The 25,354-nt window shown below is 70.4% G+C and carries 17 protein-coding genes and 2 pseudogenes; 7 read left to right on the top strand and 12 right to left on the bottom strand.

Translation table 11 applies throughout. The features are described from left to right. Positions 1–68: 68 nt before the first annotated feature. Positions 69–1,726: pseudogene (locus ABXS69_RS09290) on the bottom strand (lysine--tRNA ligase). A 191-nt stretch (positions 1,727–1,917) separates the two neighbouring features. On the opposite strand from ABXS69_RS09290, the gene ABXS69_RS09295 reads away from it, so the two are divergent. After that, positions 1,918–2,868 carry a hypothetical protein gene (locus tag ABXS69_RS09295; protein WP_366180380.1) on the top strand — a complete coding sequence of 317 codons (951 nt, stop codon included), beginning with the start codon at positions 1,918–1,920 and terminating at the stop codon, positions 2,866–2,868. Positions 2,869–3,163: 295 nt separating this feature from the next. Here the strand turns inward: ABXS69_RS09295 and panC are convergent, their stop codons facing one another. The 11 genes and pseudogenes from panC to ABXS69_RS09350 form a co-directional block, all read right to left on the bottom strand. Beyond that, on the bottom strand, positions 3,164–4,126 hold the full coding sequence (panC, locus tag ABXS69_RS09300; protein ID WP_366180381.1) for a pantoate--beta-alanine ligase: 963 nt from the start codon (positions 4,124–4,126) through the stop codon (positions 3,164–3,166). Positions 4,127–4,241: 115 nt separating this feature from the next. Further along, positions 4,242–5,210, bottom strand: a complete 969-nt coding sequence (locus tag ABXS69_RS09305) for a DUF2520 domain-containing protein (protein ID WP_366180382.1) — start codon at positions 5,208–5,210, stop codon at positions 4,242–4,244. Between the two features lie 13 nt (positions 5,211–5,223). Continuing rightward, the gene (locus tag ABXS69_RS09310; protein WP_366180383.1) at positions 5,224–6,885 is read right to left on the bottom strand and encodes a PH domain-containing protein; all 1,662 of its coding nucleotides are present in this window, start codon (positions 6,883–6,885) and stop codon (positions 5,224–5,226) included. 116 nt (positions 6,886–7,001) lie between these two features. Continuing rightward, positions 7,002–7,571, bottom strand: coding sequence for a PH domain-containing protein (locus ABXS69_RS09315; RefSeq protein ID WP_366180384.1), 570 nt, complete (start codon positions 7,569–7,571; stop codon positions 7,002–7,004). After that, the gene (locus ABXS69_RS09320; RefSeq protein ID WP_366180385.1) at positions 7,568–8,074 is read right to left on the bottom strand and encodes a DUF3180 family protein; all 507 of its coding nucleotides are present in this window, start codon (positions 8,072–8,074) and stop codon (positions 7,568–7,570) included. The genes ABXS69_RS09315 and ABXS69_RS09320 overlap by 4 nt, the downstream gene beginning before the upstream one ends. Beyond that, a complete protein-coding gene (gene folK / locus ABXS69_RS09325) occupies positions 8,074–10,218 on the bottom strand; it encodes a 2-amino-4-hydroxy-6-hydroxymethyldihydropteridine diphosphokinase (protein WP_366180386.1) in 2,145 nt (714 codons plus the stop codon). The genes ABXS69_RS09320 and folK overlap by 1 nt, the downstream gene beginning before the upstream one ends. Further along, positions 10,215–11,043, bottom strand: a pseudogene (gene folP, locus ABXS69_RS09330) (dihydropteroate synthase). The gene folK and the pseudogene folP overlap by 4 nt, the downstream one beginning before the upstream one ends. A 408-nt stretch (positions 11,044–11,451) precedes the next feature. Continuing rightward, positions 11,452–12,024, bottom strand: a complete 573-nt coding sequence (gene folE, locus ABXS69_RS09335) for a GTP cyclohydrolase I FolE (RefSeq protein ID WP_366180387.1) — start codon at positions 12,022–12,024, stop codon at positions 11,452–11,454. Beyond that, entirely contained in the window at positions 12,021–14,141 is a 2,121-nt protein-coding gene (ftsH, locus tag ABXS69_RS09340; protein WP_366180388.1) for an ATP-dependent zinc metalloprotease FtsH, read from the bottom strand. Before ftsH ends, folE begins: the two co-directional genes overlap by 4 nt. A 169-nt stretch (positions 14,142–14,310) precedes the next feature. Further along, positions 14,311–14,739 (bottom strand): hypothetical protein, encoded by a 429-nt coding sequence (locus ABXS69_RS09345; RefSeq protein WP_366180389.1) that lies wholly within the window; start codon positions 14,737–14,739, stop codon positions 14,311–14,313. Further along, positions 14,736–17,120, bottom strand: a complete 2,385-nt coding sequence (locus ABXS69_RS09350; RefSeq protein WP_366180390.1) for a hypothetical protein — start codon at positions 17,118–17,120, stop codon at positions 14,736–14,738. The genes ABXS69_RS09345 and ABXS69_RS09350 overlap by 4 nt, the downstream gene beginning before the upstream one ends. Before the next feature lie 123 nt (positions 17,121–17,243). Between ABXS69_RS09350 and ABXS69_RS09355 the strand changes: the two genes are divergently transcribed. The 6 genes from ABXS69_RS09355 to ABXS69_RS09380 all read left to right on the top strand — a co-directional run bounded on the left by ABXS69_RS09355 (position 17,244) and on the right by ABXS69_RS09380 (position 25,352). After that, a complete protein-coding gene (locus ABXS69_RS09355; protein WP_366180391.1) occupies positions 17,244–18,785 on the top strand; it encodes a hypothetical protein in 1,542 nt (513 codons plus the stop codon). Continuing rightward, the gene (locus ABXS69_RS09360; RefSeq protein ID WP_366180392.1) at positions 18,782–20,212 is read left to right on the top strand and encodes an RAMP superfamily CRISPR-associated protein; all 1,431 of its coding nucleotides are present in this window, start codon (positions 18,782–18,784) and stop codon (positions 20,210–20,212) included. Before ABXS69_RS09355 ends, ABXS69_RS09360 begins: the two co-directional genes overlap by 4 nt. A 62-nt stretch (positions 20,213–20,274) precedes the next feature. After that, positions 20,275–20,772 (top strand): hypothetical protein, encoded by a 498-nt coding sequence (locus ABXS69_RS09365; protein ID WP_366180393.1) that lies wholly within the window; start codon positions 20,275–20,277, stop codon positions 20,770–20,772. Beyond that, on the top strand, positions 20,769–22,499 hold the full coding sequence (locus ABXS69_RS09370; protein ID WP_366180394.1) for an RAMP superfamily CRISPR-associated protein: 1,731 nt from the start codon (positions 20,769–20,771) through the stop codon (positions 22,497–22,499). Before ABXS69_RS09365 ends, ABXS69_RS09370 begins: the two co-directional genes overlap by 4 nt. After that, on the top strand, positions 22,492–23,058 hold the full coding sequence (locus tag ABXS69_RS09375; RefSeq protein WP_366180395.1) for a hypothetical protein: 567 nt from the start codon (positions 22,492–22,494) through the stop codon (positions 23,056–23,058). Before ABXS69_RS09370 ends, ABXS69_RS09375 begins: the two co-directional genes overlap by 8 nt. Beyond that, positions 23,049–25,352 (top strand): TIGR03986 family CRISPR-associated RAMP protein, encoded by a 2,304-nt coding sequence (locus ABXS69_RS09380; RefSeq protein ID WP_366180396.1) that lies wholly within the window; start codon positions 23,049–23,051, stop codon positions 25,350–25,352. Before ABXS69_RS09375 ends, ABXS69_RS09380 begins: the two co-directional genes overlap by 10 nt. Positions 25,353–25,354: the final 2 nt, after the last annotated feature.

Genomic DNA, 25,354 nt, shown 5'->3' on the forward strand with positions numbered 1-25,354 from the left:
CACCGCGTCCTGTTCCCGGTCCCCGGCCCCGATCATGGGTCTGCCGACCCCATCGGGCCGGGGCCGCCTCAGCCGCGCTTAACGATGGGGAAGGTGATGGTCTCCCGGATGCCCTGACCGGTCAGGGCCATGAGGAGGCGGTCGATGCCCATGCCCATGCCGCCACAGGGCGGGAAGCCCTGCTCCATGGCCACGAGGAAGTCCTCATCGAGGACCATGGCCTCCGGGTCGCCGTTGGCCGCCGCGAGGGCCTGCGCCTCGAAGCGCTCGCGCTGGACCACTGGGTCGGCCAGCTCGGAGTAGGCGGTGCCCAGTTCGAAGCCGCGCACGTACAGGTCCCACTTCTCCGTCAGCCCCGGCTTGGAGCGGTGGTAGCGGGTCAGCGGCGAGGTGTCCTCTGGGAAGTCGTAGACGAAGGTCGGGGCCCACAGGGAGTCGCCGACGGTCACCTCGAAGATGTCCTCGGCGATCTTGCCGGCCACCGCGTAGTCGTCGACCTCCAGGCCCAGCCTCTCGGCGATGCGGACGAGATCCTCGCGGGGAGTGCCCACGGTGACCTCCTCGCCGACGGCCTCGGAGATGGAGGTGTAGAGGTCGATCTTCGCCCACTCGCCGGACAGGTCGTACTCCGTCCCATCCGACAGAGTGACGACCTCCCCGCCCTCGGGCAGGCCGAAGGCGTCGCGGGCCGCCTGCTGGACGAGGTTGCGAGTCAGCTCCGCCATGCCGTTGTAGTCCGAGTAGGCCTCGTAGGCCTCCAGGGCGGCGAACTCCGGGGAGTGGGAGGAGTCGGCCCCCTCGTTGCGGAAGTTGCGGTTGATCTCAAAGACGCGGTCCACGCCGCCCACGACCGCCCGCTTGAGGTAGATCTCCGTGGCGATGCGCAGGTAGAGGTCCATGTCGAAGGCGTTCATATGGGTGACGAACGGGCGCGCGGCGGCGCCGCCGTGGATGACCTGGAGCATAGGGGTCTCCAGCTCCACGTAGTCGCGACGGTGGAAGTTCTCCCGCAGGGAGCGCACGACAGCGGCGCGGACGCGCACCATGTCCCGGGCCGCCGGGCGGGTGAGAAGGTCGAGCTGCACGGCGGCGCACCCGCTGCTCCTCGGACAGGGTGACGGCCTCGCCGGCCTCGTTGGTCCAGGTCTTGGGCAGGGGGCGCAGGGCCTTGGAGGCGATGCGCCAGGCGGGGACCGCGAGAGCGTCATCGCCGGCGGCGGCGAGGTCGGCGGCGTCATGGCCCTCGCACAGGACCGGCTCGGCGAAGACGGAGAAGCTCACCGCGGCGGGAGGCGCCCACGTGGCCGTGGACGAAGAGGTGGTCACCGAGGTCGACATCCGCCTTGAAAGCGGCGAGCGAGGAGTGCCCCTGGCCCGGCAGCGACTTGGCCGACAGCATCGCCTGCAGGGTGGTACCGGCGCCATCGGCAAGAGTGACGAAGCAGAGCTTGCCGGTGTTGCGCAGGAAGACGACGCGACCGGCCACGCCCACGACATCCTCGGTCTCCTCACCGGTGGCCAGGTCCGCGTGCTTCGCGCGGACGGCGGCGATCGTGGTGGTGATCGGGAGTTGGACGGGATAGGGGTCCCAGCCCTCGGCGCGCAGGCGCTCGCGCTTGCCGGCGCGGATGGCGAACTGCTCACCGGGACCCGGCTCGGCCTTGGACTGCTTCGGCCCGCCCTGCGCGGGGGGCTCGGCGGCGGGAGCGGCGGGGGCGTCGGCCAGGGGGGATGCCTCGGGGGCAGTGGGGTTCTCGTCGATCACGGCCCGAGTCTACGGCTCCTCCACGCGCGCCGGACCGGCCCACACCGTGATCCGCGTCGAAGTCAGCCGGCGGGCCTGTGGATGACTGGCGTCATCATCGGGAATCCACAACCGGCGGTTCCGAGTGGTCGACGACCGCCCATGATGGATGGATGCTCCACACCGATTCACCCACCAACGAGGATCTTCCGGCACTGATCCGCTCGGTCGAGGGTCATTGGGGAGCCGCGCATCTGGATGAGCTGCCCAAGGCGCTGGTAACCAAGGACCTCGTGAGGGCCGCGGTGACCGCAGGAGCCCTGAGCCTCGCGTCGAGGACGCTTCTCGTCGCGCCGGGCGCCGATCCCCGCGTGGTGCGCGCGAGACGATTCCGCGGCCATCTCACATGCGCCAGCGCCGCCGAGATCCTGGGCTACCCCCTCGATCACCCACCAAGCCGCACCCATATCGTCATCCCCGCTAATCACGGGTTCCGTCCAAGCCGGAACCGTGCTCTCGATGACGTCGTCCTGCACAGGAAGTCGACGATCACGCCGATCACCGTCGAGGGAGCGCCGCTGGTGATCCCGAGCGAAGTGGTGGCCTGCGCGCTGCGATGCCTTGACGAGCTGGAGGCGATCGCAGTCGCCGATGCCGCCCTGGGCCGGGGCGACACCACCATCGAAGACCTGCGAGATCTACTGACCAGCCGCTATGACGCCACCGCCCGGAAACGACTGGAGGAGGTCGAGCCAAGGACGCGATCCCCTCTGGAGACTCCTGTCCGAATCTGGCTGCGACGCGCTGGTTTCGAGGTTGAGTGCTGCGTGCCCATCGAGGGCGTTGGCGAGGTGGACCACGTCATTGACGGCTGGCTGATCCTCGAGGAGGACGGCTTCGAGTTCCATTGCTCCCAGGAGCAGTTCCGGGCCGATCGCAGGCGAGTCAGCGCGGCGGGAACGATGGGATACCCGACGCTGCGACTCACGCACGAGGATGTCCGGGCCGGAGAGGAGCACGTGGTGAGGATCGTCAGCGACTTCATGATCGGGATCGCACGCTCACCACGCATCTCTCTTCCCAAGAACGTTGAGATTCTGCGGAAACGAGGAATCCAAGTCTGAAGGGAGCGAACTCGTATGTGCATTCATGTCCTGTTTGCACACGGGAGACTCTGAAGCGTCTAGCGAGCGGTGGAGGCCGACCATACTGTTCCGCGAGATCGCAACGTTTCTCTGCTGGAGCAGGAGAAGCGTCTCGAGGCTGAGCGTGCAGAACCGCGCTGCGGCTCAGGCGTGGGCCTCCTCATCGCTCATCCGCCCGTAGACAGATGAGGATGACGGCATCGTCCGGGCGCGGGCGCTCCTCGCGGATCAGCCTAGACGGCCGCAGGGAGTGGGGCACGGGCATCAGTGACGGTCAGCGCCTCACGGGCACGCGGGCGTTGTCGATGAGGCGGGTGGCGCCCACGCGGGCCGCGAGCGCGAGCAGTCCCTGGCGCGGCTCGCCCTCCGCCCGCTCCTCCCGCGCCTCGGGGCCCGCGGCGAGCCCGAGCCCGGCGCCCGCCAGGTCCACGAAGGTCTCCGGGTCCACGACAGCGACGTAATCGACCTCGACGCCGGGGGAGGTCTCCAGGCGGGTCAGCGCGGCGGCGCGGATGCGCGACGCGTCCGCCCCCGCGTCGGCCGCCGCCCGGCCGGCCTCCAGGGCCGCGGACAGGGCGAGGGCCTGCCGGCGCTGCTCGGGGCCGAGGTAGGCGTTGCGCGAGCTCATGGCCAGGCCATCGGGCTCACGACGGATGTCCACTGGCACGATCTCCACGGGCACGGCGAGGTCGCGGACCATGGCGCTGACGATGGCGAGCTGCTGGGCGTCCTTGCGCCCGAACATCGCCCACCTGGGGGCTGTCAGGTGCAGGAGGGCGAGCACCACCTGGCACACGCCGCCGAAGTGCGTGGGCCGGGTGCGCCCCTCTAGGACCGTGGCGATGGGGCCGGGGTCGATGCGCACGTGCGGCTCACCGCCCGGGTACATGACCTCAGGGGTGGGCGCGAAGACGATGAGCCTGCCCACGCGCAGGGCGCCGCCAGGCGCCGTGAGCGCGCGGGTGAGCCCGGCGACGTCTGCGTCGAGGGTGCGGGGGTAGGCGTCGAGATCCTCTCCGGGGGCGAACTGGAGGGGGTTGACGAAGATCGTGACGACGACGGTCCCGGCCTCCCCCACGCGGCGCGCGGCCTCGATGACGAGATCGAAGTGGCCCTGGTGGAGGGCGCCCATGGTCATCACGACGGCCCGCGGCGCGGCATCGCCCGCGAGCGCATCGGAGAGCTCCGCGCGGGTGCGGGCCAGGACAGCGGGGGACAGCGCAGCGGTGCCAGTCATGGCGCTCACACTACTGCGCGCTGAGCCCGGGGACGATCCGCGCTCGGGGAGATCCACACAGGGCTGGGCGATCGACGGGGCGCATGCGCCGGGCGCGAACGTGCGTACCTCCTCGTCAGGCCCCCGGCTCGCCGGCCTCCAGCGCGCGCCTGATGGCGTCGGCCTGCTCGGCGCCGAGCAGGCCGACGGACTCTCTGCGGTCCGCGGTGGCGCGGGCCAGCGCCCGGTAGGTGGCGGTGACATCGTTGAGGCCGTCACCCGAGGAGTCCTCCAGCGCTTCGAGGGCGGTGAGGTGGCAGGTGATCGTGCCCGCATCCCCCCGGGCGATAGGGCCGGTGAGAGAGGACTCCCCCTCGTGGAGGGCTCCGTCGAGCGCGGCGGTGAGCAGCGGGCGAAGAGTGGCGGCGCCGTCGGGGACGCCGGCGGCCTCCAGGGCGCGCACGGCCTGGGTGACGAGGGTGACGAGGTGGTTGGCGCCGTGGGCGAGTGCGGCATGATAGGCGGGTCGCGCGGATTCCTCGAGGACGAAGGGCTCGCCGCCGAGCTCAACGGCGAGGGCCTGGGCAATCGGCAGGACGGCGGCGGGCGCGGTGACGGCCATGGGGCATCCGGTGAGGCGGGCGATGTCCGTGGACCAACCGCTGAAGGTCATGGCCGGGTGGATCGCCAGGGGGATCGCCCCGCACAGGCGCGCGGGCTCGAGAATGCCGATTCCGTGCGCGCCCGAGGTATGGACGACGAGCTGGCCGGGCTGCCAGCGGCTCAGGTCGGCCAGGCCCTGGACGAGGGGTCCCAGGGCGTCGTCGGGGACGGCGAGGAGGACGAGCTCGGCGCGCTCGATGATGCTCTCGACCTCCAGGACGGGCACGCCGGGCAGGAGCATCTCGGCGCGCTCGCGCGAGGCCTGGGAGACGGCGTGGACGCCGACGACCTGATGCTCGACAGCGCGCAGGGCCGAGCCGAGGACCGCTCCCACGCGCCCGGCGCTGATGACCCCCACCCCGAGGCGCCCGGGGCGGGCCGCTCCACCTCCCGGAGTGGGACCGGGGGACTGAGGGATTCCGGGTGCGGATGCGTCGCTCATGGCCAGGATCGTCTCACGATATGGGGGCAGTGACGCGGGCGAGCCATCGGTCGAGGCGCTCATCGCGGCCCCGCCTCGCCACCCGAGCGGCGATGTGCGCCGAGAGCTCGGTGACGTGCTGGGCGTCGAGATTCGACAGGATGACAGGTGTATCGGAGTCGACCATGTCGAATCGGAGGGTCGCCAGGCCGCGGCGCCGCGCAAGGGGCCCCTGGCGGACGCGGAAGGACTGGATGCGCTCGTAGGGGATGACGCTCACGCGCCGTGCCCAGCGGTTGAGGCGCAGGATCACGCAGGTGCCGGTCAGGGCGATAGCCTTGCGGCGCCAGGAGATCGGGTTGAAGAGCCGGGCGCGGCGGGGCACTCCGATGAAGCCGCGCTCCGTCGAGCCGATGGGCGCGGCGGGGGAACCGGCGCCATCGCCGTCGATGCCGGTCAGAGCCGCGGCGAGGAGACCATCGGGGTCGGGGGTCCCCAGGTCAGGCACCACCAGCCACAGGGCCCGCAGAGCATGGTCGCGCGGGCCGACGGGCAGCAGCCGTGTGACGACCTTCTTCGCGCCTTTCGAGGCGGAGGGGGTGACGGCGTGGCCGGCGACGGTCGCGTCCGCGCGCCACCAGTCCCTGCCCCGCCACAGCACTGACTGGGCAAGCCCGACGGCGTGCACGCGTCCCGGGGGCAGCGTCGTCGAGGTCGAATCGGTGAGGCCGTAACGGATCCGGATGCCCGCGGGTGTCGCCGCGGCCTGGAATCCCCAGCCGCGGGTGAGGGTGCTCCACTGCAGGGAGATGAGCGTCATGGGGAGCGTGAAGAGGCCCATGATGGTGGGCAGGACGGCGAGGACGTCCACCTCCCTCCGCAGCATGAAGAGCATCCCGATGACCGTGAGGAGGCCGACCGGGAGCATGGAGACCGTTGTCCCGGAGCGCATGAGGGAGGCAATGAGGAGACGGGGCTCGACGGCGTAGAGGGGGTGCTCGGCCTCGGTCAGGACGCCCCCGGGGATGCGGGGGACGCCCACGACGTCCTCGAAGCCCTTGGCCCCAGTTCCCGCACCGGTGCGCGTCTCGCCGGGGACCTCCCGGGACGAGGCCCCAGGCGATGCCCCTGCGGCCCTGGCGCCCGAGGCGAGGTCGAGGATCTCACGGCGCAGCGCCTCGAGATGACGGGTGCGCGCGTAGCCGATGAGGACCTTGGAGTTCGCGCCGCCGGCGACCTCGACGGAGAGCTGCCCCAGGCCGACGACGCGCCCGAGCAGCGGGTGGGTGATGTCGATGCTCTGGATGCGCGGCAGCCGGGCGATCCGCAGCTGCTTGGCGAGGATCCCTGAGCGCAGGTAGACGGCGTCGGCGTCGACGGCGTAGCTCATCGCCCGCCAGGACAGGAACGGGATCATGAGGATCGCGAGCACGATCAGGCCGAGGATGATCCCGGCGCCGATGAGCCAGGTCGTGGGGTCTCCGCCGGAGGCCTCCACGGCCCAGCCGTGCACGGTCTGGCTGTACTGGCCGGGGTCGACCTCCCGCAGCTGGTGGTAGAGCTCGATCGCGCGCTTGATGTCGTCCAGCGCCTGCCAGGAGACGATGGCGAAGAGGGCTGCGACGACCCTCCACCCGCGGACCAGCGGGGTGATGGGGTGGACGTGGCGCCAGTTCAGGCCCTTGGGGAGGCTCATGGTGCGCTGGCGCGCGCCCCTCGGCGTGCCGCCCCTCGCGCTCCGGCGGCGAGCGGCGGCGCCGGTCCTGGCCGGGCTCGGACCGCTGGGGGCGCCGCCCGCCCTGGCGGCCCCGTTCACAGGCCGGCCATCCTCTCCTCACCGCGCTCGGCGAGGATCTGGCGCAGGTGCTCGGCCTCGGCCACGGGCAGCCCGTTGATGGTGGCGTCGGTGCCGGCGCTCGCGGTGTGGAGCTTGACCTCGGCGATGCCCAGGCGGCGCGCGATGGGCCCTTGGGAGGTGTCGACGTACTGCATGCGGCCGTAGGGGATGACGGACATGCGGCGCCACATGATCCCCTTGCGCCATAGGAGGTGCTCCCCGGCCAGGGCGTAGCCCATGGCCCGCACCTGGCGGGGGATCATCCACAGCAGCCAGGCGAGGATGAGGATCGCGGCGCCGGTGCCCGCCCAGAACCAGGGGCTCACGAGGACCGCGGGGATGGCGAGTCCCGCAGCCAGGAGGAGCAGGAGGGGGAGGGCGGCCATGACGCGGGCAGTGGCCAGGGAGGGTGACACCGGGGAGAAGGAGACGCCCTTGGGGGTGAAGGGGCCTCCCGCGCCGGAGGCGGCGTCGGCCAGGCGGGAGGTCCTGGACGCGGCGACCCGGCGCTGATCGGCGGGGCCGGGGATCGGTCGAGCGGTCATGCGGCGGCCCCGGGGGTTGCGGCTCCGCCAGATCGCGCGGAGCCCGTGGAGTGGTCATCGTCGTCGTCGGATGAATCGATGGCGCACCAGTGCTCCACGAGGAGGCCGACGCCGCACCAGGCCGCGCAGGCGGCCAGGCAGAGCCCGCTGGTGAGGGCCAGGTCGCTCATCGCCGGTGAGGCGGGAGCGAGGAGCGCGCAGGCCAGCCCCCCTGCGTAGACGCCACCGATGCAGGAGCCCGCCAGCGCGGAGGCCTGTGCCCCGGCGGCGGTCGCGGCGGCGCCGGTGGGGGTGATCCAGGTCGCCTGCCTGGCGCGCAGGCGCCTCACCGCGAGCCCTGCGACGAGGATGACCGTGGCGATGACGAGGCCTGTCGCCGCGCCCCACGCAGTGAGGGCCGGGATCCAGCCGCGGCTTCGCAGGATGAGATCGAGGGCGACCAGGGAGAGGACGGTCGTCGTGGCGAAGCACGCGAGGACCGCCGTCCAGCGCGTGCGGCGCATCAGCTCCCCTGCCCGCCTTGGCCGAGGACGTCCTCCCAGCCGGAGGAGGCCGACCACGTGTGGTCATCCGAGCGCTGGGGGCCCGCGGCCCCGCTCCCGTCCCGCGGAGCCCGGACCGGTTGGCCGGGCTGTCCCGGCGCGGCCCCGCTGATCGGCTCTGCGATCTGCGGGGCTTGATCGGCGAAGGGGCTGGGGGCGGGCGGCGCGGGCGGCACCGGCACGGAGGGGGCGCCAGGCGTCCCGGGGCCGAAGGACGCGGCGTCGGCGATCGAGGGGTCCTGGGCGAGGGCGTCCTTGACCAGGGAGGCCGGGACGGTTTCGCTGAAGGGCTCCTCCTCGTCCCCCACCAGGGCGGCCGACGGCGCGGACAGGAAGTCGGGGACGCCCTGCGACTGGGAGGCCCGCTCGTCGGCTCCTCGCTCCTGCGAGGAGCCCGCGAGGGCGTCGGCGGGCACGTACTGGCCGGTGGGGAGCCTGGGCAGGGCGTCGGAGTCGATCCAGTCCAGGGCGAGCCAGCGGATTCCGTCGCGGTCCGGGGCCTGCTCTGCCAGGGCTGCGACGCTCTGGCTGTCGATCTCGGCGAAGGCGTCCGCCTGGGACCAGGGCAGCAGCACGAAGGAGCGGCCGGCAGCGCGCGGGTGCGGGAGGATGAGCTCGGGGTCGTCCGAGCGAAGGTCGGAGTAGGTGATGACGTCAGCGTCGAGGGTGCGCGGGCCCTTCGGCTCCAGGCGCACGCGCCCTGCGTCGGCCTCCAGGCGCTGGCAGAGGGCCAGGACGTCCTTCGCGGACAGGCTCGTGCGGGCGAGGACCACCGTGTTGAGGTAGTCGGGCTGCTCGGCGGCGCCGGGCTCGGTGACGGCGGCGGTGCGTGCCAGGGGGGCGATGGCCGTCACCTCGACGCCCTCGGCGCTCTGGAGGGTGTGGACGGCGCGCCGCAGGTTGGGGACGACCTCGCCAAGATTGCCCCCCAAGCCGATGACGACGGGCACCGGGGCCGTGGGGGCCTCCGCGAGGGGGTCGACGGCGGGCTCGGCAGGAAGGGGCGCCGCGTCGTCGATGAGGGTCGTGGCCCCGGCAGCGTGGACGCCGGCGTCGTGGGCGGGCGCGGCGCCGTCGAAGCCCGCCTCCTCGGCCCAGGTCTCGTGGGAATCCTCGCCCAGATCACCGCCGACGGGCTCAGCGGGGTCGAACGGTGCCGCGGCCCAGGGCTGGTCCACGGAGCCGACCTGGAGGGGGCCGTCCTGCCCCGGCTCGCCCAGCAGGGCATCGGGCGCCTCGGCGTGACCGGAGGAGTCGGCCGACAGCCCTGGCGCGAGTGGCTCCGCACCGCCGACAGGGATGCCCGCGGAGGAGGCCAGGGCCTGCCCGAACTGGTCGGCCGCGCCCTCACCGAGGTCGCCAACCGGTGGGGCGGGGGCCTCCGCCGGATCTGGAGCGCTGAAGCCGTGGGCGATCGGGGCCTCAGGCGCGCCAGTCCGGGAATCGCCGACGGCGTCAAGCCGACCGGCGAGGGCGCCCGGGTACGGGGGCGCGTCGTTGGCCGGCTCAGCCGCGCGCGCGCTGGCGGGCGCCGAGGAGACGGACGGCACGGACGGCAGCGGGAGGCCCGTGGGCAGTGGGGGCTCCAAGGCGTCGGCGGCGGCCGCGTAGGGGGCCGCCGACGGGGCGCTCGCCACGACCGGCGCACTGGCCACGACCGGCGCGCTCGTCACGACCGGGGTGCTCGTCGCCGCGGAGAGCACGGAGGCCGCCGCCTCGGACAGGCGCGTGATGGTGACGGAGACGTCGTCGAAGGCGACCTCGAGGGGCGCGTTGGGCTTGTGGATCGTGACCTCCACGGCCACGACACGGGGGAAGGAGAGGACCATCTCGCTGATCCGCTCGGCGAGGGTCTCCAGGAGGGCCACGGGCTCGCCCTCGATGAGCGTGACCACCGCGTTGGCGACCGCGGAGTAGTCCACGGCGTCGTTGAGGGAGTCGGTCACCGCGGCGACGGCGGTGCCGCGCGGGCCGAGGTCGAGGGTGATGTCGGCGGTGAAGATCTGCCCCTCGGAGCGCTCGAAGGGGAGGACTCCGTGGTAACCGCGGGCAGACAGGCCGGTGAGGCGGATCCTGTCGGACGAGGTGGTGGTGACGGTGCTCATCGGGGCTCCTTCCAGAGGGAGGCGGTGCGGATGGCATCCCGGTTGGCCGGGATCTCGTGGACTCTCACGGCCCAGGCCCCGGCCGCGGCGGCCAGGGCGGTGGTGGCGGCGGTGGCGGCGTCGCGCCCCGTGGGCTCGGCGCCCGGCGGCGCGGCGGCGGCGAGGAAGCGCTTGCGGGAGGAGCCGATGAGGACGGGCAGGCCGAGATCCTCGCGCAGGCGGGCGGTGGCAGCCAGGAGCTTCCCAGGACTGCGGGTGGGTCTTGGCGAAGCCCAGCCCGGGGTCGACGACGATCTGTGAGTCGCGCGCGCCCGCGGCGGCCAGGGAGTCGAGGCGCTGGCGCAGCTCGGCCTCCACCCCGGCGACGACGCCGTCAGGGTAGTCGGTCAGCTCATTCATGGTCTCCGGCGTGCCGCGCCAGTGCTGGCAGATGTAGACGGCGCCGGAGGAGGCCACGAGGGGGTGCATGGCGGGATCGGCCATGCCCCCGGAGACGTCGTTGATGATGAGGGCGCCGGCATCGAGGGCGGCGCCCGCGGTGGAGGCGTGGATGGTGTCCACGGAGACGACGGCGCCCTCAGCGGCGAGCGCGCGGACAACCGGCAGGACGCGCTCGGCCTCGTCGGCCGGGGTGATGGGGGTGGCGCCGGGCCGGGTGGATTCCCCGCCGATGTCGAGGATGTCCGCACCCTGCGCCAGCAACTCGCGCGCGTGGGCGATGGCAGCCTCGGGGGTGGACCAGCGGCCGCCGTCGGAGAAGGAGTCCGGGGTGACGTTGACGATCCCCATGAGGAGGCACCGGCCGTCGACGAGCGAGCCGGGCAGAGGCTCCGGCCTGAGTCGGGGGGCGTCCTGATGCTCAGTCACCGCCCCAGGCTAACGGTTCTCAGCCGAGATGGGCTGTTTCACCGACCACTGTGAGCGCCGGCTCGCCCCTGGAAGGCGCCGCGGGCGGGCGCCGCGCGAGGGCCCACCACAAGGCTGAGACGAGCCCGCCGAACCCCTCAATCGCAGTATTCCCACGGATCTCAGGGGCTTCTCACGTCAGCGCCGTCCGATGATCCACCGAATCGAGGAGTCGAGCTCCCCGAGAGTGTTATCGAATCGCAGCGCATCACCGCACCAGCGGGGCCCGTGGTCGAGGCTCCGGGCCTGAGGAAGGCGCTCGGCGCCAGCCGCTGGGGGTGCCTGAGTCCAGCACCGGCGCCGCTGCCGAGTCCCCGCCCGCGCCGCTCAGTGCCTCCCGCCCTGGATGAGGCTCATCGCCTCGGCGCGGGTGGCGGCGTTGCGCAGCTGGCCGCGCACCGCGGAGGTGACGGTGTTGGTCCCGGGCTTGCGCACGCCCCGCATGGACATGCACAGGTGCTCGGCCTCGACGACGACGAGCGCCCCGGAGCACTCCAGGCGCTCCACGAGGGCGTCGGCGATCTGGGCGGTGAGCCTCTCCTGGACCTGAGGCCGGCGCGCATAGCCCTCGACGAGCCGCGCCACCTTGGACAGCCCGGTGACCCTCCCCCGCTCCCCGGGCAGATAGGCGACATGGGCGACGCCGTGGAAGGGCAGGAGGTGGTGCTCGCACACGGAGTACATGGGGATGTCGCGCACGAGGACCATCTCGTGGTGGCCAACCTCGAAGACCCGCTCCACGTGCCTGCCCGGGTCCTCATCGAGCCCCGCGAAGAGCTCGGCGTAGGCGCGGGCCATCCTCTCGGGGGTATCGCGCAGGCCCTCGCGGTCCGGATCCTCGCCGACGGCGATCAGCAGGTCGCGGACGGCGCGGCGCACACCCTCGGCGTCGTAGGTCATGCGCGGGGGCCCTCGGAGCCGACCGCGGAATCGGCACGCGTCGCCGTGCCGGCCCCGGCGGCGACGCGGCGCGGGAGGCGCGATCCGGTGAAGGAGCCGGCAACGCCCTCGGGCAGGACGAGGCTCTCATCGGCGGACCACAAGGGCCTCTCGGGCTGCTTGACGACGGGGGCGAAGATCTCCTCCAGGTCCTTCTCCAGGAGGGTCTCCCTCTCAAGGAGCTGGGTGGCCAGGTCCTCCAGGACATCGCGGTTGCGGGTGAGGATCTCCCAGGCCTCCCGGTGGGCGGCGTCGAGGAGGGCGCGGACCTCGGCGTCGACCTGGGCGGCGACGGCCTCGGAGAAGTCCCGGTTGGTGGCGGACAGGCCCAGGACGGTCTCGTTCTCGGTGGTGCCGAGCTTGACGGCCCCGACGCTGCTGGTCATGCCGAAGTCGGTGACCATGCGGCGGGCGGTGCCGGTGGCCTTCTCGATGTCGTTGGAGGCGCCGGTGGTGGGGTCGCGGAAGACGATCTCCTCTGCGGCGCGCCCGCCCATGGCGTAGACGAGCTGGTCGAGGAGCTCGTTGCGGGTGGTGGAGTACTTGTCGTCCGCGGGCATGACCATCGTGTAGCCCAGGGCCTTGCCGCGCGGGAGGATCGTCACCTTGGTGACGGGGTCGGAGTAGGCGCCGGCGGCGGCACACAAGGCGTGGCCGGCCTCGTGGTAGGCGGTGACGGCCTTCTCATGGTCGTTCATGACGCGAGTGCGCTTCTGGGGGCCGGCGATGACGCGGTCGATGGCCTCGTCCAGGGCGCGGTTGTCGATGAGCTGCGCGTTGGAGCGAGCGGTGAGCAGGGCGGCCTCGTTGAGGACGTTGGCGAGGTCGGCGCCGGTGAAGCCGGGGGTCCGCTTGGCGACCTGGTCGAGGTCGACGTCACTGGTCATCGGCTTGCCCTTGGCGTGGACCTTGAGGATGGCGGCGCGCCCAGCCATGTCGGGGGCTTCCACGGAGACCTGGCGGTCGAAGCGACCGGGGCGCAGCAGGGCGGGATCGAGGACATCGGGCCGGTTGGTCGCAGCGATGAGGATGACGTTGGTGGCGGCGTCGAAGCCGTCCATCTCGACGAGGAGCTGGTTGAGGGTCTGCTCGCGCTCGTCGTGGCCGCCGCCCATGCCGGAGCCGCGGTGGCGCCCGACCGCGTCGATCTCGTCGACAAAGATGATGGCGGGGGCGTTCTCCTTGGCCTGCTCGAAGAGGTCGCGCACGCGGGAGGCTCCGACGCCGACGAACATCTCGACGAATTCCGAGCCGCTCATGGAGAAGAAGGGCACTCCCGCCTCGCCGGCCACGGCCTTGGCCAGCAGGGTCTTGCCCGTCCCGGGAGGGCCGTAGAGGAGGACGCCCTTGGGGATCTTGGCGCCGACGGCCTTGAACTTCTCGGGCTCGGAAAGGAACTCGCGGATCTCCTCGAGCTCCTCGACAGCCTCGTCCTCACCGGCGACGTCGTCGAAGGTGACGTCGGGCATCTCCTTGGAGCCGATCTTGGCCTTGGACTTGCCGAAGCCGAGGGGGCCGGACGAGCCGCCGGAGACACGGCTCATGAGGAACCAGAGCAGGCCCAGGAAGAAGAGCATGGGCAGCGTGATCTGGAGCAGGGAGCTCCACCAGGAGCTGGTGGGGACCACCGAGTTGAAGCCGCCGACGGGCGCGGCCTTCTGAACCAGCTCGTCGACCTGGTCAGCCTGGGCGTCGGTGTAGGTGAACTGGACCTTGTCACCGACCTGCCTATCCTGCTGGCCGGGAAGTTTGGCCTTGGCGGTGTAGGGCGCGGCGAGGTCGAGCTCGACGCGGTTCGCGCCGTCGATGACGGTGATCGACTTGATGGTGGTGCCATCACTGAGGATGGCCAGGCCGTCCGAGGTGTCGATGGCGCGGTAGCCGCTGAGCGAGGAGTAGAGGGCCCAGATGAGAACGGCGACGAGCACGATGGGGGCGGCCCACACGAAGGGGCTGCCGAGGGCGCCCTTGCGCTTGCGGCTCTTCTTGTCGCCGCGACCGGAGGGGTCGCGGCGGTCGCTGTTGCCGCCCCGGCCCCCGAAGGGGGTGGGCTTAGGGCTCTGGCCAGGCTTCTTCATGGGCGGTGCGTCCCTTCAACGTACCCGGAGCGTCATTCCGGTCCGACGCTATCCCATGAGGCTGCGGATCACCTCACCCGCCCCCCTCCCGTTCGCGCCGGGCGTGCCGGGGAAGGAGGAGGCCGAAGCGGGGTGTGCCGGGGTGGCGCGTCGGCGGACCCGTTGCCGCTCAGCACCCGCTACCCGCTGGGGCGCCACGACTCCCGATCGGGCGCGCACAGGCGAGGCGGCGCGCGGCAACCACCTGCCCGTCGGCGTCGCGCACGAGGTCGTCGGGCCACACGAGGTCCGTGCGATCCGGGTGGTGCTCGGCGACGACGCGGCTGGTGACATAGAGGACGCCGGGGCGCGGCTCGGGCAGGGGCGGGTCGATTCCCCGCCAGGTGGCACCGACGGCGAGCGGGAGGGCGACGGCGGCCTCCGGGGCGTCGGGGCGGGCCGGGTCGGCGACGGTGAGGGCCTGCCGGCTCGGCTGAGACAGCAGGAGGCGGGGCACCGTGCCCGAGGCCGGGAAGCGGACCGGCGGCGTGCCGTCGCCCGGGTCGATAACGACGTCGTGCGGGGTGAGGTTGACGAGGTTCACCGGTGCGTCGTTCATCGCGTTCTCCCATAGACGTCGCCCCGCCGCTCGCTGACATTGCGACGCAGTTCGTCCAGTCTCTCCTCCCAGTCACTGACGGCAACTCCATGCGTCTCAGTCACCGCCCTGACAGCGCGGTCAATGAGCTGCGCGTAAGTGCACGGCACCTGCTGGGCATAGCGCCCAAGGACGTGGGCAGTGGCGTCCTGCAGGCCGAGGTCGCCGTGATTGAGAGGTACTTCGTCACGGACCTGCACGAGGAGCCGAAGGAGAATCTTGGCGTCCTCGAAGTCCAGGTCCGCAGGGGCCCCGGACTCTGGCGGCTTGCAGTGAGCCAGAACCCGGGGCTCACGAAAGTCATCGCCCCGTCTACTCCTAGGTGGGAGACTCAGCAACTCACCGACGATGGTCGCCAACCTGGCCTGCGCATCGGGTTCGACATCGTCAATACGATTGCCGACCGCGCGCATGACGCTCAGGACGATGCTGGCACAGCCATCAAGATCCTGACTCCTTACCGCAGTGAGGAGGTCGTCCGACAAAGCGATCGCGTTAGCAGCCAGGACGCCCATCTCCGGGTCGCCCAGTGCAAGCAGACGCGCTGCAGTCAGCAGGTCGAGACGGTCGAGGCAGTGCTCAGCAGCCGTGAGCAGCGCCGCGCGGACGTCACGGTCGAGCCCGAACTGGTGGAACTGGAGCTCTTCCGTACCATCGTCGTTCTTTACGGAGGACATGAGGAAAACAGGAATTCCGTGGCGAGCACCGAAGACCTGTGCGGCACGCAGGAGCGCGATGACGACGGGCTTCTCCCCCAGGACGGTCGTCACGATGGCGCGCGGGCGTCTCGGACGGTTCCCGAGCCACTCATCGGCAAGACTCTGCACCCGCCTCATCCCCTCCTCGGCATCCGCGGACACGATCCCGTTATCCGTGGCCGGTCTGCCGTAGGAGCAGACGGTCACGCCGTCGGCTTCGACAGGCCGCCATGCCTTGTGACGGATGAAGGAGTCAGCAATGATCTCATCGGCGACGCGTCGACCATCCGCCCGGGTCTCCTTTGAACAGGCGATCAATGTCTCAAGAGTCAAGGGACTGTCGACGGCGCAGGCACGACGGAGGGCCTCATTCGGCTCGTTCGACATCATCGTCGCGATGATCGGAGGGCGCCGAGGACCGTTCTTCGGCTGCTTACCCTGGCCACTGAGGAGGCACACGTCACCCGAGGGCCATGACAGCCAGTCGGGCCTGTCACCCAGCAACACGGGGAGGTGCTCCCTCAGCTCCTCGGTCGCCGTCCCGAGCTCATGAGTCGCCTCATTGCCCATCTCGACCAGGTGCTTCTGCTCGACGAGCCAGGCGTCTGGGCCCGTCAATTTCTGCCGCTCAGACCTCTTGCGAAGTTTACAGATCGCCTTACCGATCATGATCGGCTTGCCCCCGCTCTTGAGCGTCGCATCCGGGTACTGGTCAGACTCTACTCCCGTCTCGCCCAGGTACTTGCACCGACGACGCCGGTACTCCGCCACCAGCCAGGCACGCAGCGCCATGCCCGCCGCCAGGTCCCCACGGGCAACGTCGGCCCACAGCAGCACCGCAAGATCCTCGGGACCAGCTTTCTCAGGTTCCCCGCCCGCAGCTCGCCGGACGACCCTCGCAGCATTCTGGAACTCATCGGGGAGGACCTCGCCACGGCGCTCGTACTCTGCACCGAGGACCGTAGGCAGCCCTAGGCCCATAAGCCATCCCCTCAGGGGATCCTCATGCGGAGTAACGGACATATCGATTCGCGGCGCGATTCCAGACCGGCGATCGTCCCCGGCCCGGTCAATGAGGAGGAGAGACCACTCGTCGGGATGTGTAGCAGCGGTAACCCCGGCAACCTCCACGAGGACCGTGCTGGCACCGCCGGCCAGCGAAAGGGCGACGTGACCATCATGCCCGCCGATGGCGTTGTCGAGCTGCTCATGGTCGTCGGCGCTGGGGTTGAGCCCGTCGCTGAGGACGAGCGCCTCAGGAACCTCCAGCCTGTGCCCGTTCAGCAGGGCCAGGCAGTCGGGTTCGGACGCCGCCTTCACCAACGCCTGGCGGACGACCCGCGCCGTCTCCTCCGTGGAGCGGCTTCCCCCTCCGGCCCCAATGACGAGCACCCGGAGCTGCTCCCCCTTAGCCTCCGGGAGCTTGCTCACGGCCACAGCCTCCTGGAGCTTGCTCACGGCCACCAGCTCCTTGTGCAGCGGGCTGAGGACGCCGTCGGCGAACCACTCGCCGCCGTCAGTGAGGCCGAGCAGCCTGGCGGCCTCGGGGCCGTCGGCATCCCGCAACCGGCGGAGTCGCTCAGAGCCGTCAGCCCTCGACCCGAGCCCAAGGTCGGCGTTCCCCACCACGTGTACGAGCAGCATCACTCATCCCCGATCATCAGCGACAGCAGTTCCCTCGGAACCGCCGGTCCTCGCGCCGCAAAACTCTCTCACAGATGACGCTCACGTGCCACACTTCACTCGTCGCCGACACGAAGGATCCCCATGCACCTGGTCATGCTCGAGACAAACGGCAACCAGCGCTACGTCTTCTCCTCGCCGCGCCTGCGGGAGAGCATCGGAGCCTCCTACCAGCTGACGCAGTTGAAGGAGTGGACCAAGGACGCCCTTGATGTCACCGATGTTGCGCAGGCTTGGACGCGTGCGCACCCTGGAACGGACGAGGACAGCACGCAGTGGGTCTCCCGCGCCTCCGGCAAGGTCATCATCCGGGTCGACACCGAGGCACAGGCGAAGGCGGTCATCAGCCACGTCACCCGCAGGGCCCTCGCCGAGGCGCCCGGGATGGACGTCTCGGGCGTCATCGTGCAGATGGCCGACGAGCATGTCACAGCCGCCGACCTCAAGAACGTTCACGCGGAGGCGGCCACGTATGCCCTCTCCCGCCCGCCTGCGCTCGCCCGCTTCTCCCAGACGCCTTTCCTCGCCCGCGCCAAGGACTCCGTCCTGCCGGCGGCGCCGCCCTTGGGCGCATGTGATGAGGCGAAAGAGGATCGCACCGAGACTCTGTCCCTCTCCGCCCGGGTCAAACGGCACCTGGCACTGACGTCCAAGGAGATTCTGCTCGACCGGGCACGGATCGAAGGTGGCCTGCCCGGCGAGAAGCTCGCCCGGGACGTTCTCAAGCTGGAGAGAATGCTCCAGCCGCTCGCGTCCGAGGAGGACTCCCCCGCCCTGTCCAGGATCGCCGTCATCCATATCGACGGCAATGGCGTCGGCGCCATCATGAAGGACCTCGACGCGGCGATGAGGCGAGTCCCGCACGGCATCTTAGAGGAGGTCCTTGGCTGCAAGCCGGACGATCCCGACACCCTGCGGCGCTTCCTCCTGGAGGTCAACGACCGCCTGGACGACGCCGTCAGCCAAGCGCTCGTCACAGCGTGGAGGAAGGTCGCCGCCTGGGCGGAGGCCGACGCCGAGGCGGCTGGGCGGGAGAGCGCCGCCATCCCGGTCGTCCCCGTCATCCTGGGTGGCGACGACGTCACCGTCATCACCAGCGGCGACTACGCCCTGCCCTTCGCCGTCGCCTACCTTGAGGACTACGAGCGCCGCACCAGCGAGGACAAGCTGCTCCGCCACCTCAGCACCCTCGACGACGCCGAGCCCGAAGGCGGACCGATGACCGCGGCCGCCGGCGTCGCCGTCATCGGCCGCAACTACCCCTTCCACATCGCCTACGACCTGGCCGAACGACTGGTCACCATGGCCAAGAGAGCTGGCAAGGCATCTGCTCCCACCCGTTCAACGCTCAGCTACCACGTCCTGTTCGACTCCACGGTGCTTGACGCCGAACAGGTCCTGCGCGCCTACGAGTCCTTCACCACGCGCCCCTTCCTGCTGTTTGACGAGACGCTCCGGAACGCGAGGGACGTCCTCGGCAACGACCTCACCGAAACCATCGGTGACATCCGTTCGCTCTTCGACCTCCTTGAGCTCGCCGACCTCCTCCCCGACTCCTACCTCGGCACCCTCCTCCCCGATGTGGGAGCCCCCACCGTCTTGCCTCCCGCGGAGGACCTCGCATGAGTCACCAGGCAGCCCTTGAGATTCCGGTGACCGTCGCCTTCCTCTCCGACTGGGGAGTGTCCACCGGGGCAGGTATTGCAGGCGGCGTGGATGCCGTCGTCGAGAAGGACGAGCGAGGCCGGCCGGTGGTACGGGGAACCGTCATCACCGGTGCCGTGCGCGAGCAGGCCTTCATCGTCGCCGAGGCTCTCGATGGCGGCACGAGCAGGGCCTGGAGGTCCTTCGTCGAGGCGCTCTTCGGTACCGCCGAGCACTCCCGCCTCGTCTCCTTCAGCGACGTCCGTCTCACCGACGGCATTCCCTCGGACGCAGCGGTCCACGAGGTCGTCTCCCTGTCCATCGATCAGGACACGGGGACAGCGAAGAAGGACCACCTGCGCTTCTTCGAGCGCGCTAGCGCCTGCACGCTTCACGGCACTGCCACCCTGCTGGACACCGACACGCGCGGGTGCCCGGTGCCATGGACCGATCACCAGCGCCGGGCCACCAAACTTGTCCTGGCCCTGGCTGGCCTGCTCGTGCGAGCCATCGGTTCACACCGCTCCGACGGCGACGGGCTGTGCGACGTCCTCATCGGTCAGGAGACCACCGTCGGGGGCCGCCCGGCGGCGCAAGCCTGGTGCCGCGAGCAGCTGAAGAACTGGAGTGGTGTCGCCCCCGAGCCGCCGGCCCCGGACACATCCGTGGCCGAGGCTCCCGTCATCGGCACCGAGCTCCGACAGAGCACCCACGGGTCGGAGGACGGGGTTCTTCACCAGGCCAACCTCGACCTCGTGCTGCGCTCCCCGGTCATCTCCTACGAGGTGCCCTTCTCCAACGAGATCAGGTCCTTGGACTTCGTGCGCGGCACGGCTCTGCTGCCGATCGTCCACCGCCGGCTGCGCGCGGCCTTCGGCTCTCAGGCGCTCGTACGTGACGCCGTCGTCAACGGCGACCTCCTCGTCTCGGACGCCACCGTCGTCGTTGACGGAGTTCGGGGCATGCCGGTGCCGCTGGTGCTCTCCAGCCCCAAGGTGGTCACGGCGGAGCCTGGCACTGTTGAGGAGCCCGGCACCGACGACGCTGCCGGGGCTCGCCCCGGCGCCGTGCTCAACAGGTTGCGTTCCGGCGAGCCGCCCGAGCCTCACAAGCCTCTGCGCAGTGGCTACGTGTTCCCGGGTCTCGTGCCCACGAGGTCGGTCTGCGTCGGTGACCCGGTGGGAGCGATCGGCACGCCGGCACTCCTCGGTCGGCAGTCCTCTGCCCACAACCCCCTCACCGGTGCGGCCGCCACCGGCCAGCTGTTCCTCGCCCGCGCCCTGCCCGCCGGGCTGCGTCTGCGCGCCACCGTCATCCTCAGCGAGCGCCTGCGCCAGGTGATACACGGCCGGCTCACCGAGGTCTTCCCCGCCGAGAGGTTCATGGAACGGTGGGGTCCAGGCGTCTGAGCGGCACCTACGGCCGTGTCCACTGCACGCTGGGAGGCCTTGAGCGGGCGGCAACAGCGACCGTGCCGATGTGGGAGGAGGCCGGCGCCACGACCCTGTGGTTCACCTCGGACGTCATCGTCCGCTCGCCATGGCTCGGTCCGGGCGGTCGCGTGGAGGACCTGCTCAGGGCCTTCGAGGACGCCGGGGCCCACGTGGCTCGCGTGCGCCCAGAGGGCGAGCACTTCTCTGCGGGGATCCGTCACAGGCGCGTCGACTCCTGGGCGGGGGCGGACCGTCAGCCGCGCGCCACCCGCACGGCCATCTGCGCTGGCAGTGTGCTGCGGGTGCGTCCTGCCGACCGGTCTGATGCGGATGCCGTGATGACCGCTCTCTCGCGCCTGTCCGTCCTCGGCGTCGGCGAGCTCACCGCCCAGGGTTTCGGGCGCTTCGTCGTCGCTCACCCGTGGTTGGCGCAGGAGAGCCTCATCCTGAACCCATTGGACCAGGCCGACATGATCGGCAACAGCGCCGCGAGTCACCGGCCCGCTCCACGATCGACACGCCAGGAGGAGCGATGAGCATCACCCGTTACGAGATGACCATCCACCTGGTCACCGACTCTCCACTGCACTCGGGCGGTATCGACGAGGTCGTCGACCGCTCGCGCCAGGGGAGTGAGCGTGTCGCCGTCCCGCGGCGCTTCGCCCGCGACGGCAACGGTCATCCCATCCTCACCGGGCGTTCCGTCAAAGGCGCGGTGCGGGCCGCCTGCGAGGAGTACCTCTGCGGCGACGTTGGTGACGCCGTCCGAGAGCAGCTCGGTAGCGACTGGAAGGGCTTGTGGGGCACGACGTCGAGTGGGGAGTCCCGGGCGGCCACACTGACCTTCCACACCGTCGACCTGGCTGAGGCGGCGCAGCGCGAGGACGGGTCCACCTGGAAGCCCGGAGCCGCAGGCGTAGGCGCAGCAGACGCTCATCCCGCGGCGGACAGCGTCGCGCTGGCGACCCGCACCGGGATCGCCGTGAACCGCTACTGGGGGGCCGCGGGCGACACAGCGCTGTTCGAGCACGAGTACGTTCCCGCAGGGCTCCCCCTGACCTTGACCATCACCGCCCAGACCGGCCGGATGTCGACGAGTGGTGGAGAGACGCAGCCGGAAGCGGCAGGGCCCGAGCCGGCAACGGAGAGTCACGTTGAGCAGCTGTTCGCCCTCATCATTGGCCTCCTGAAGTCGGGGCGGGTTGCTTTCGGTGGGCGCCGCAACGCCGGGTGGGGACGGGTCCGACTGGCCGATCACCGCCCGTGGACCCTCACGCGATCCAGGTTGGGGACGCGTGAGGAGCTGCTGACGTGGCTGGACGGCGGCGAGGACGTGACCACCGCGATTGATCCGGTTGCCTGCACGGAGTCGGAGCGCATACGCATCACCATCAGCTGGGACAGCCCGACCGGGATCCTCGTGGCCGAGCCTCGCCCCGACCGGACGGAGCGCGACGAGCACGCCCGCGAGGGCGAACGGGGGCGTTCCGATGACCAGCAGCCCAATAACTACGCCGAGCCTTTGCGCAGCGGTCCTCATCCCTCCGCGCCGCTCGTACTGCCGGGGTCCTCCGTGCGCGGGGCTCTGCGTTCACGAGCCTCTCGGATCGCCCGGACCGTGCTGGCCGCACGGCAGCCCGACAGCGTCGACACCTGGTCGGGGCTTGGGGTCCATGACCAGCTCACAGCTGATCCGGCTCTTGTCAGGGACCTGTTCGGCTCAACGAACAGGCGGGGCGCGCTGAGCGTGCTGGACACTCTGGCCAGCGGTCGGACGAGGCTGCGCACGGTGCTCCACAACGCCGGCGACCGCTGGACCGGCGGGGTCGCCGAGGGCCTCTTGTACGGTGAGAAGGTCCCCGATACCACCTGGAATGATCTCGTCCTCGAGCTCGATCCCAGGTCACTGCCCGGCACGGGTGACCGCCGTCGAGCCGCCTGGTGCCTGCTGGGCCTCACGCTCGCCGAGCTCGCCACCGGGACTCTTCCTCTGGGCAGCCGCGGGACCCGAGGTCTCGGGCAGGTACACGTGACGCGCGTGCGCGTTGATGGCGGAGCCGACGTCGTCGGAGAACCCTGGGACCTTACGGCTCCGGCCGGCACCGCGACCGATCTGGGGGACGGTGCCGAGGCCGCCTCGATCGCCGCCCAGGTGCTCTCCCGGCTTCGGGCGCTGACGATCGCCTCGAACCCGGAGGCCGACGTCAGCTGGACTGGTTGGAGCTCATACCTGTGCGAGACGAAGGAGTCCTCCCGTGACTGAGGCAAGCACTGTGAACCTGCCACCGCTGCAGTCCGGCAGCTGGAGCTACGGCTGCTCACGCACCGGCAGCCTCACGGATATCCTGACACGTGCGTGTTCAGGCCCTGGCAGTCAGGAGTGGCAGGGGATCGCCTATACGACCGCCGGAGCACGAGCACTGCGCACCGTCTCAAACAACGCGCTCGGCGCCACCGACGGGCAACAGGTTCCACTGGGGAGCGTATACGAGCTGCGGCTGTGGGCTCTCATAGAGGATCCGCGGCCCCAGGCGGGTGCGGACGACGCTGGCGTCCTCGCGCACGAGCTGCGCTGGCTCAATGGTTCGGGAACAGCAGAGATCGTCCTTCGTTCCGCAGCAGGCGCGCCCACTGCGACAACTGATGCGGCACCTGAGCCTGGGCAGGACACCTGTTGGTACCGCCCCAACTCGTATCTCCAGCACGGTGCGACAGCGCCGTTCGACGCCGACGACGAGATGACGAGCGTGGAGATCTTCACTGAGGACGACTACGGGAACATCGTCTTCGTCGACGAGCTGATGACAGGAGCGTGGGGCTAAACATGGTTTCGAATGCCACAGGACGCCCGCAACCGACGGAGGATTTCGAGCCGTTCCACCCAGCGGTCAACCGGGTTCCGGCTCTTCGGACACTGTCTACGAAAGCCTCCGCTCTGGGCAACCTGTCCCAGGACCTCTTCGCTGACGGTCCAGCACTCGGCCACGACCACCTGCACCCGGATCGCTGGTCCGGGTCGATCGACGTGGAGATGACGGTGCGCACACCGCTCGTCTTCGGCACACAGACGACGGATGGCGAGAGGACCTTCGTTGACGTGCCCGTCGACGACTCAGGCACCCCGGTCATCGCACCCACGATGGTCAAGGGGATGATCTCCCGCGCTTATGAGACTCTCACCTGCTCCCGCTTCCGGGTCTTCGGGGACGCGGAGAACCGAAGCGGTGCCCGCCGTACCCCGGACGATCGCTCCCGGCGCCTGACCTACAGGGGCGACGCCGCCAGCGCACTCGGGCTGGTGCCGATCCGGGTCTCACGAGAGGACGCGGAAGGACTCGTCGGTGAGCTCTTCTACGGCGATACTCGGGCCCAGGGGGAATACAGGGAGGGGAACGACGTCTACCCGGTCATGCGTGCGGCAGCCATCCAAAGCGGGTTGGAGGGCCACGCCCGTCGGATCTTCGATGACAAGACACTCGAGCGGATGGCGCCTCATGGCCGGAGGATCCGCTGCCACCTGACCCTGTGCCTGCACGGGGACCGGGACAAGAGAAGCCACAAGAAGGCACGGTACGCCTACTGGCAGGTCACTCATATCCACAACGGTTCGGACTTCGTGGAGGTCTTCAAGATTCATGACTCAGTGACCACCGTGGACGACATGGATGACGTCAGCGGCTACGTGTGCCGGACCGCACCGCCGGGGGCGCCTCCGGACCGGCTCTTCACGCGGAAGCACGACGAACGGTTCTTCTTCGACGTCTCTGAGGGCGGCGCGACCGAGGTCCGCATCGATCCTCACGTGCGTGAGAGGTACAGAGCTGTCGTTGACAGCTATGTGCTCCACCGTAAGAACGACTCGCCTCGCAAGCGGCGCACGCCGAACCGGGCGACGTACGCGGCCCAGCAGGCCGGTGACGACCCGCATGAAGCCGAGAGAGCCTCGTCGCTCGCAGTCGGGGACGTCGCCTTCGCCGTCGTCGAGGAGACTGACGGAGCGCCTATGGTTCGGGAGATCGTCCCGACGATGATCGGTCGGCACGCCTATGTGAAGAGTCCCCAGACACTCGCCGAGGCGCAGGGGATCCTTCCGGTCTCGCGCGCTGAGGAGGCCTCTCCCGCAGACCGCCTCTTCGGCTACGTGGTGCCGGCCGCAGCCGAGGGCGCGACGGGCGGGGATGTCGCTGTGCGCGGCCGGATCGCCGTCGGGCCTGTCGACGGCTCCCGGGCGCTCGTGTCGACTAAGGAGAAGCGGCTCACTCCTCTCCTGCCGCCCAAGCCGTCGTCCGCCAGGCGATTCCTGACGGACGCGCACGGGCGGACTCCCATGGGGACGGGTAAGGAACCTCTGCGACGCGATCGGTACTTCACTGACGGACAGCTGCTGGGGTCAGCGGCTTACCCCGTGCACCGTCGGCTCCTGGAGGGAAAGGACCTCGACTCCGATGGTTTCCCCAAGCGAGCCGTCACAGCGGCCTCACTGGACGGTCGGGTGCAGAACAATGAGGCGGTCCACCTCACGGCCCGCTCGTGGCTGACGGCTGGCAGCGTCCTGCGCTGCACGGTGAGCTTCACCAACCTGTCCTCCGATGAGCTCGGCGCCCTGGTGTGGGTGCTGACGCCGGAGAACCTCGTCCCTCAGGAGGAGCGGATCACGGGGGCACGGGCGCGTTCCTTGGTCGGCTACCTGCGCATGGGGCTGGGCAAGCCCTTCGGACTCGGGACGATCGAGGTCCGTATCGCCGACGGAGGCCTGCGCGCCGTCCGCGGGGACCATCTCGCGGAGCGTTACGCGGGCCTCGGCGGCTGCCTCGGCCAGGAGGTGACCACATACTCCCCTGCCGACTTCCCGCTGCCAGACGAGGACACGCTCCGAAAGACTCCCTGGGTGCAAGGCCTCCAGTGTGCTGCCTTTGGCTACACCGACGGACACCCGGTTCGCCACATGAGCCTGGCTGAGAACAAGGTGAACAACCAGACGGAGGGTGAAAGTGGGGAACCCAAGCCGGGACGCGGTCTCGCTCCCACAGACCTGTGCGTGGCGGACCCGGATCCGATCCGCGTGGCTCCGCCCCCACCGCGCCCTGCGCGCGGTAACCGCCGCGCTGTGAGGTGAGG

It is taken from the genome of Actinomyces timonensis, assembly GCF_040702965.1.
GTDB lineage: Bacteria > Actinomycetota > Actinomycetes > Actinomycetales > Actinomycetaceae > Actinomyces > Actinomyces timonensis_A.

What these genes read in the sequence shown, in the direction of transcription:
- ABXS69_RS09355 (WP_366180391.1), top strand. Translation starts at nt 17,244, where the DNA reads ATGCACCTGGTCATGCTCGAGACAAACGGCAACCAGCGCTACGTCTTC.
- ABXS69_RS09320 (WP_366180385.1), bottom strand. Translation starts at nt 8,074, where the DNA reads ATGCGCCGCACGCGCTGGACGGCGGTCCTCGCGTGCTTCGCCACGACG.
- ABXS69_RS09295 (WP_366180380.1), top strand. Translation starts at nt 1,918, where the DNA reads ATGCTCCACACCGATTCACCCACCAACGAGGATCTTCCGGCACTGATC.
- ABXS69_RS09345 (WP_366180389.1), bottom strand. Translation starts at nt 14,739, where the DNA reads ATGAACGACGCACCGGTGAACCTCGTCAACCTCACCCCGCACGACGTC.
- ABXS69_RS09370 (WP_366180394.1), top strand. Translation starts at nt 20,769, where the DNA reads ATGAGCATCACCCGTTACGAGATGACCATCCACCTGGTCACCGACTCT.
- ABXS69_RS09350 (WP_366180390.1), bottom strand. Translation starts at nt 17,120, where the DNA reads ATGCTGCTCGTACACGTGGTGGGGAACGCCGACCTTGGGCTCGGGTCG.
- ftsH (WP_366180388.1), bottom strand. Translation starts at nt 14,141, where the DNA reads ATGAAGAAGCCTGGCCAGAGCCCTAAGCCCACCCCCTTCGGGGGCCGG.
- ABXS69_RS09305 (WP_366180382.1), bottom strand. Translation starts at nt 5,210, where the DNA reads ATGAGCGACGCATCCGCACCCGGAATCCCTCAGTCCCCCGGTCCCACT.
- ABXS69_RS09360 (WP_366180392.1), top strand. Translation starts at nt 18,782, where the DNA reads ATGAGTCACCAGGCAGCCCTTGAGATTCCGGTGACCGTCGCCTTCCTC.
- panC (WP_366180381.1), bottom strand. Translation starts at nt 4,126, where the DNA reads ATGACTGGCACCGCTGCGCTGTCCCCCGCTGTCCTGGCCCGCACCCGC.
- folE (WP_366180387.1), bottom strand. Translation starts at nt 12,024, where the DNA reads ATGACCTACGACGCCGAGGGTGTGCGCCGCGCCGTCCGCGACCTGCTG.
- ABXS69_RS09310 (WP_366180383.1), bottom strand. Translation starts at nt 6,885, where the DNA reads ATGAGCCTCCCCAAGGGCCTGAACTGGCGCCACGTCCACCCCATCACC.
- ABXS69_RS09315 (WP_366180384.1), bottom strand. Translation starts at nt 7,571, where the DNA reads ATGACCGCTCGACCGATCCCCGGCCCCGCCGATCAGCGCCGGGTCGCC.
- folK (WP_366180386.1), bottom strand. Translation starts at nt 10,218, where the DNA reads ATGAGCACCGTCACCACCACCTCGTCCGACAGGATCCGCCTCACCGGC.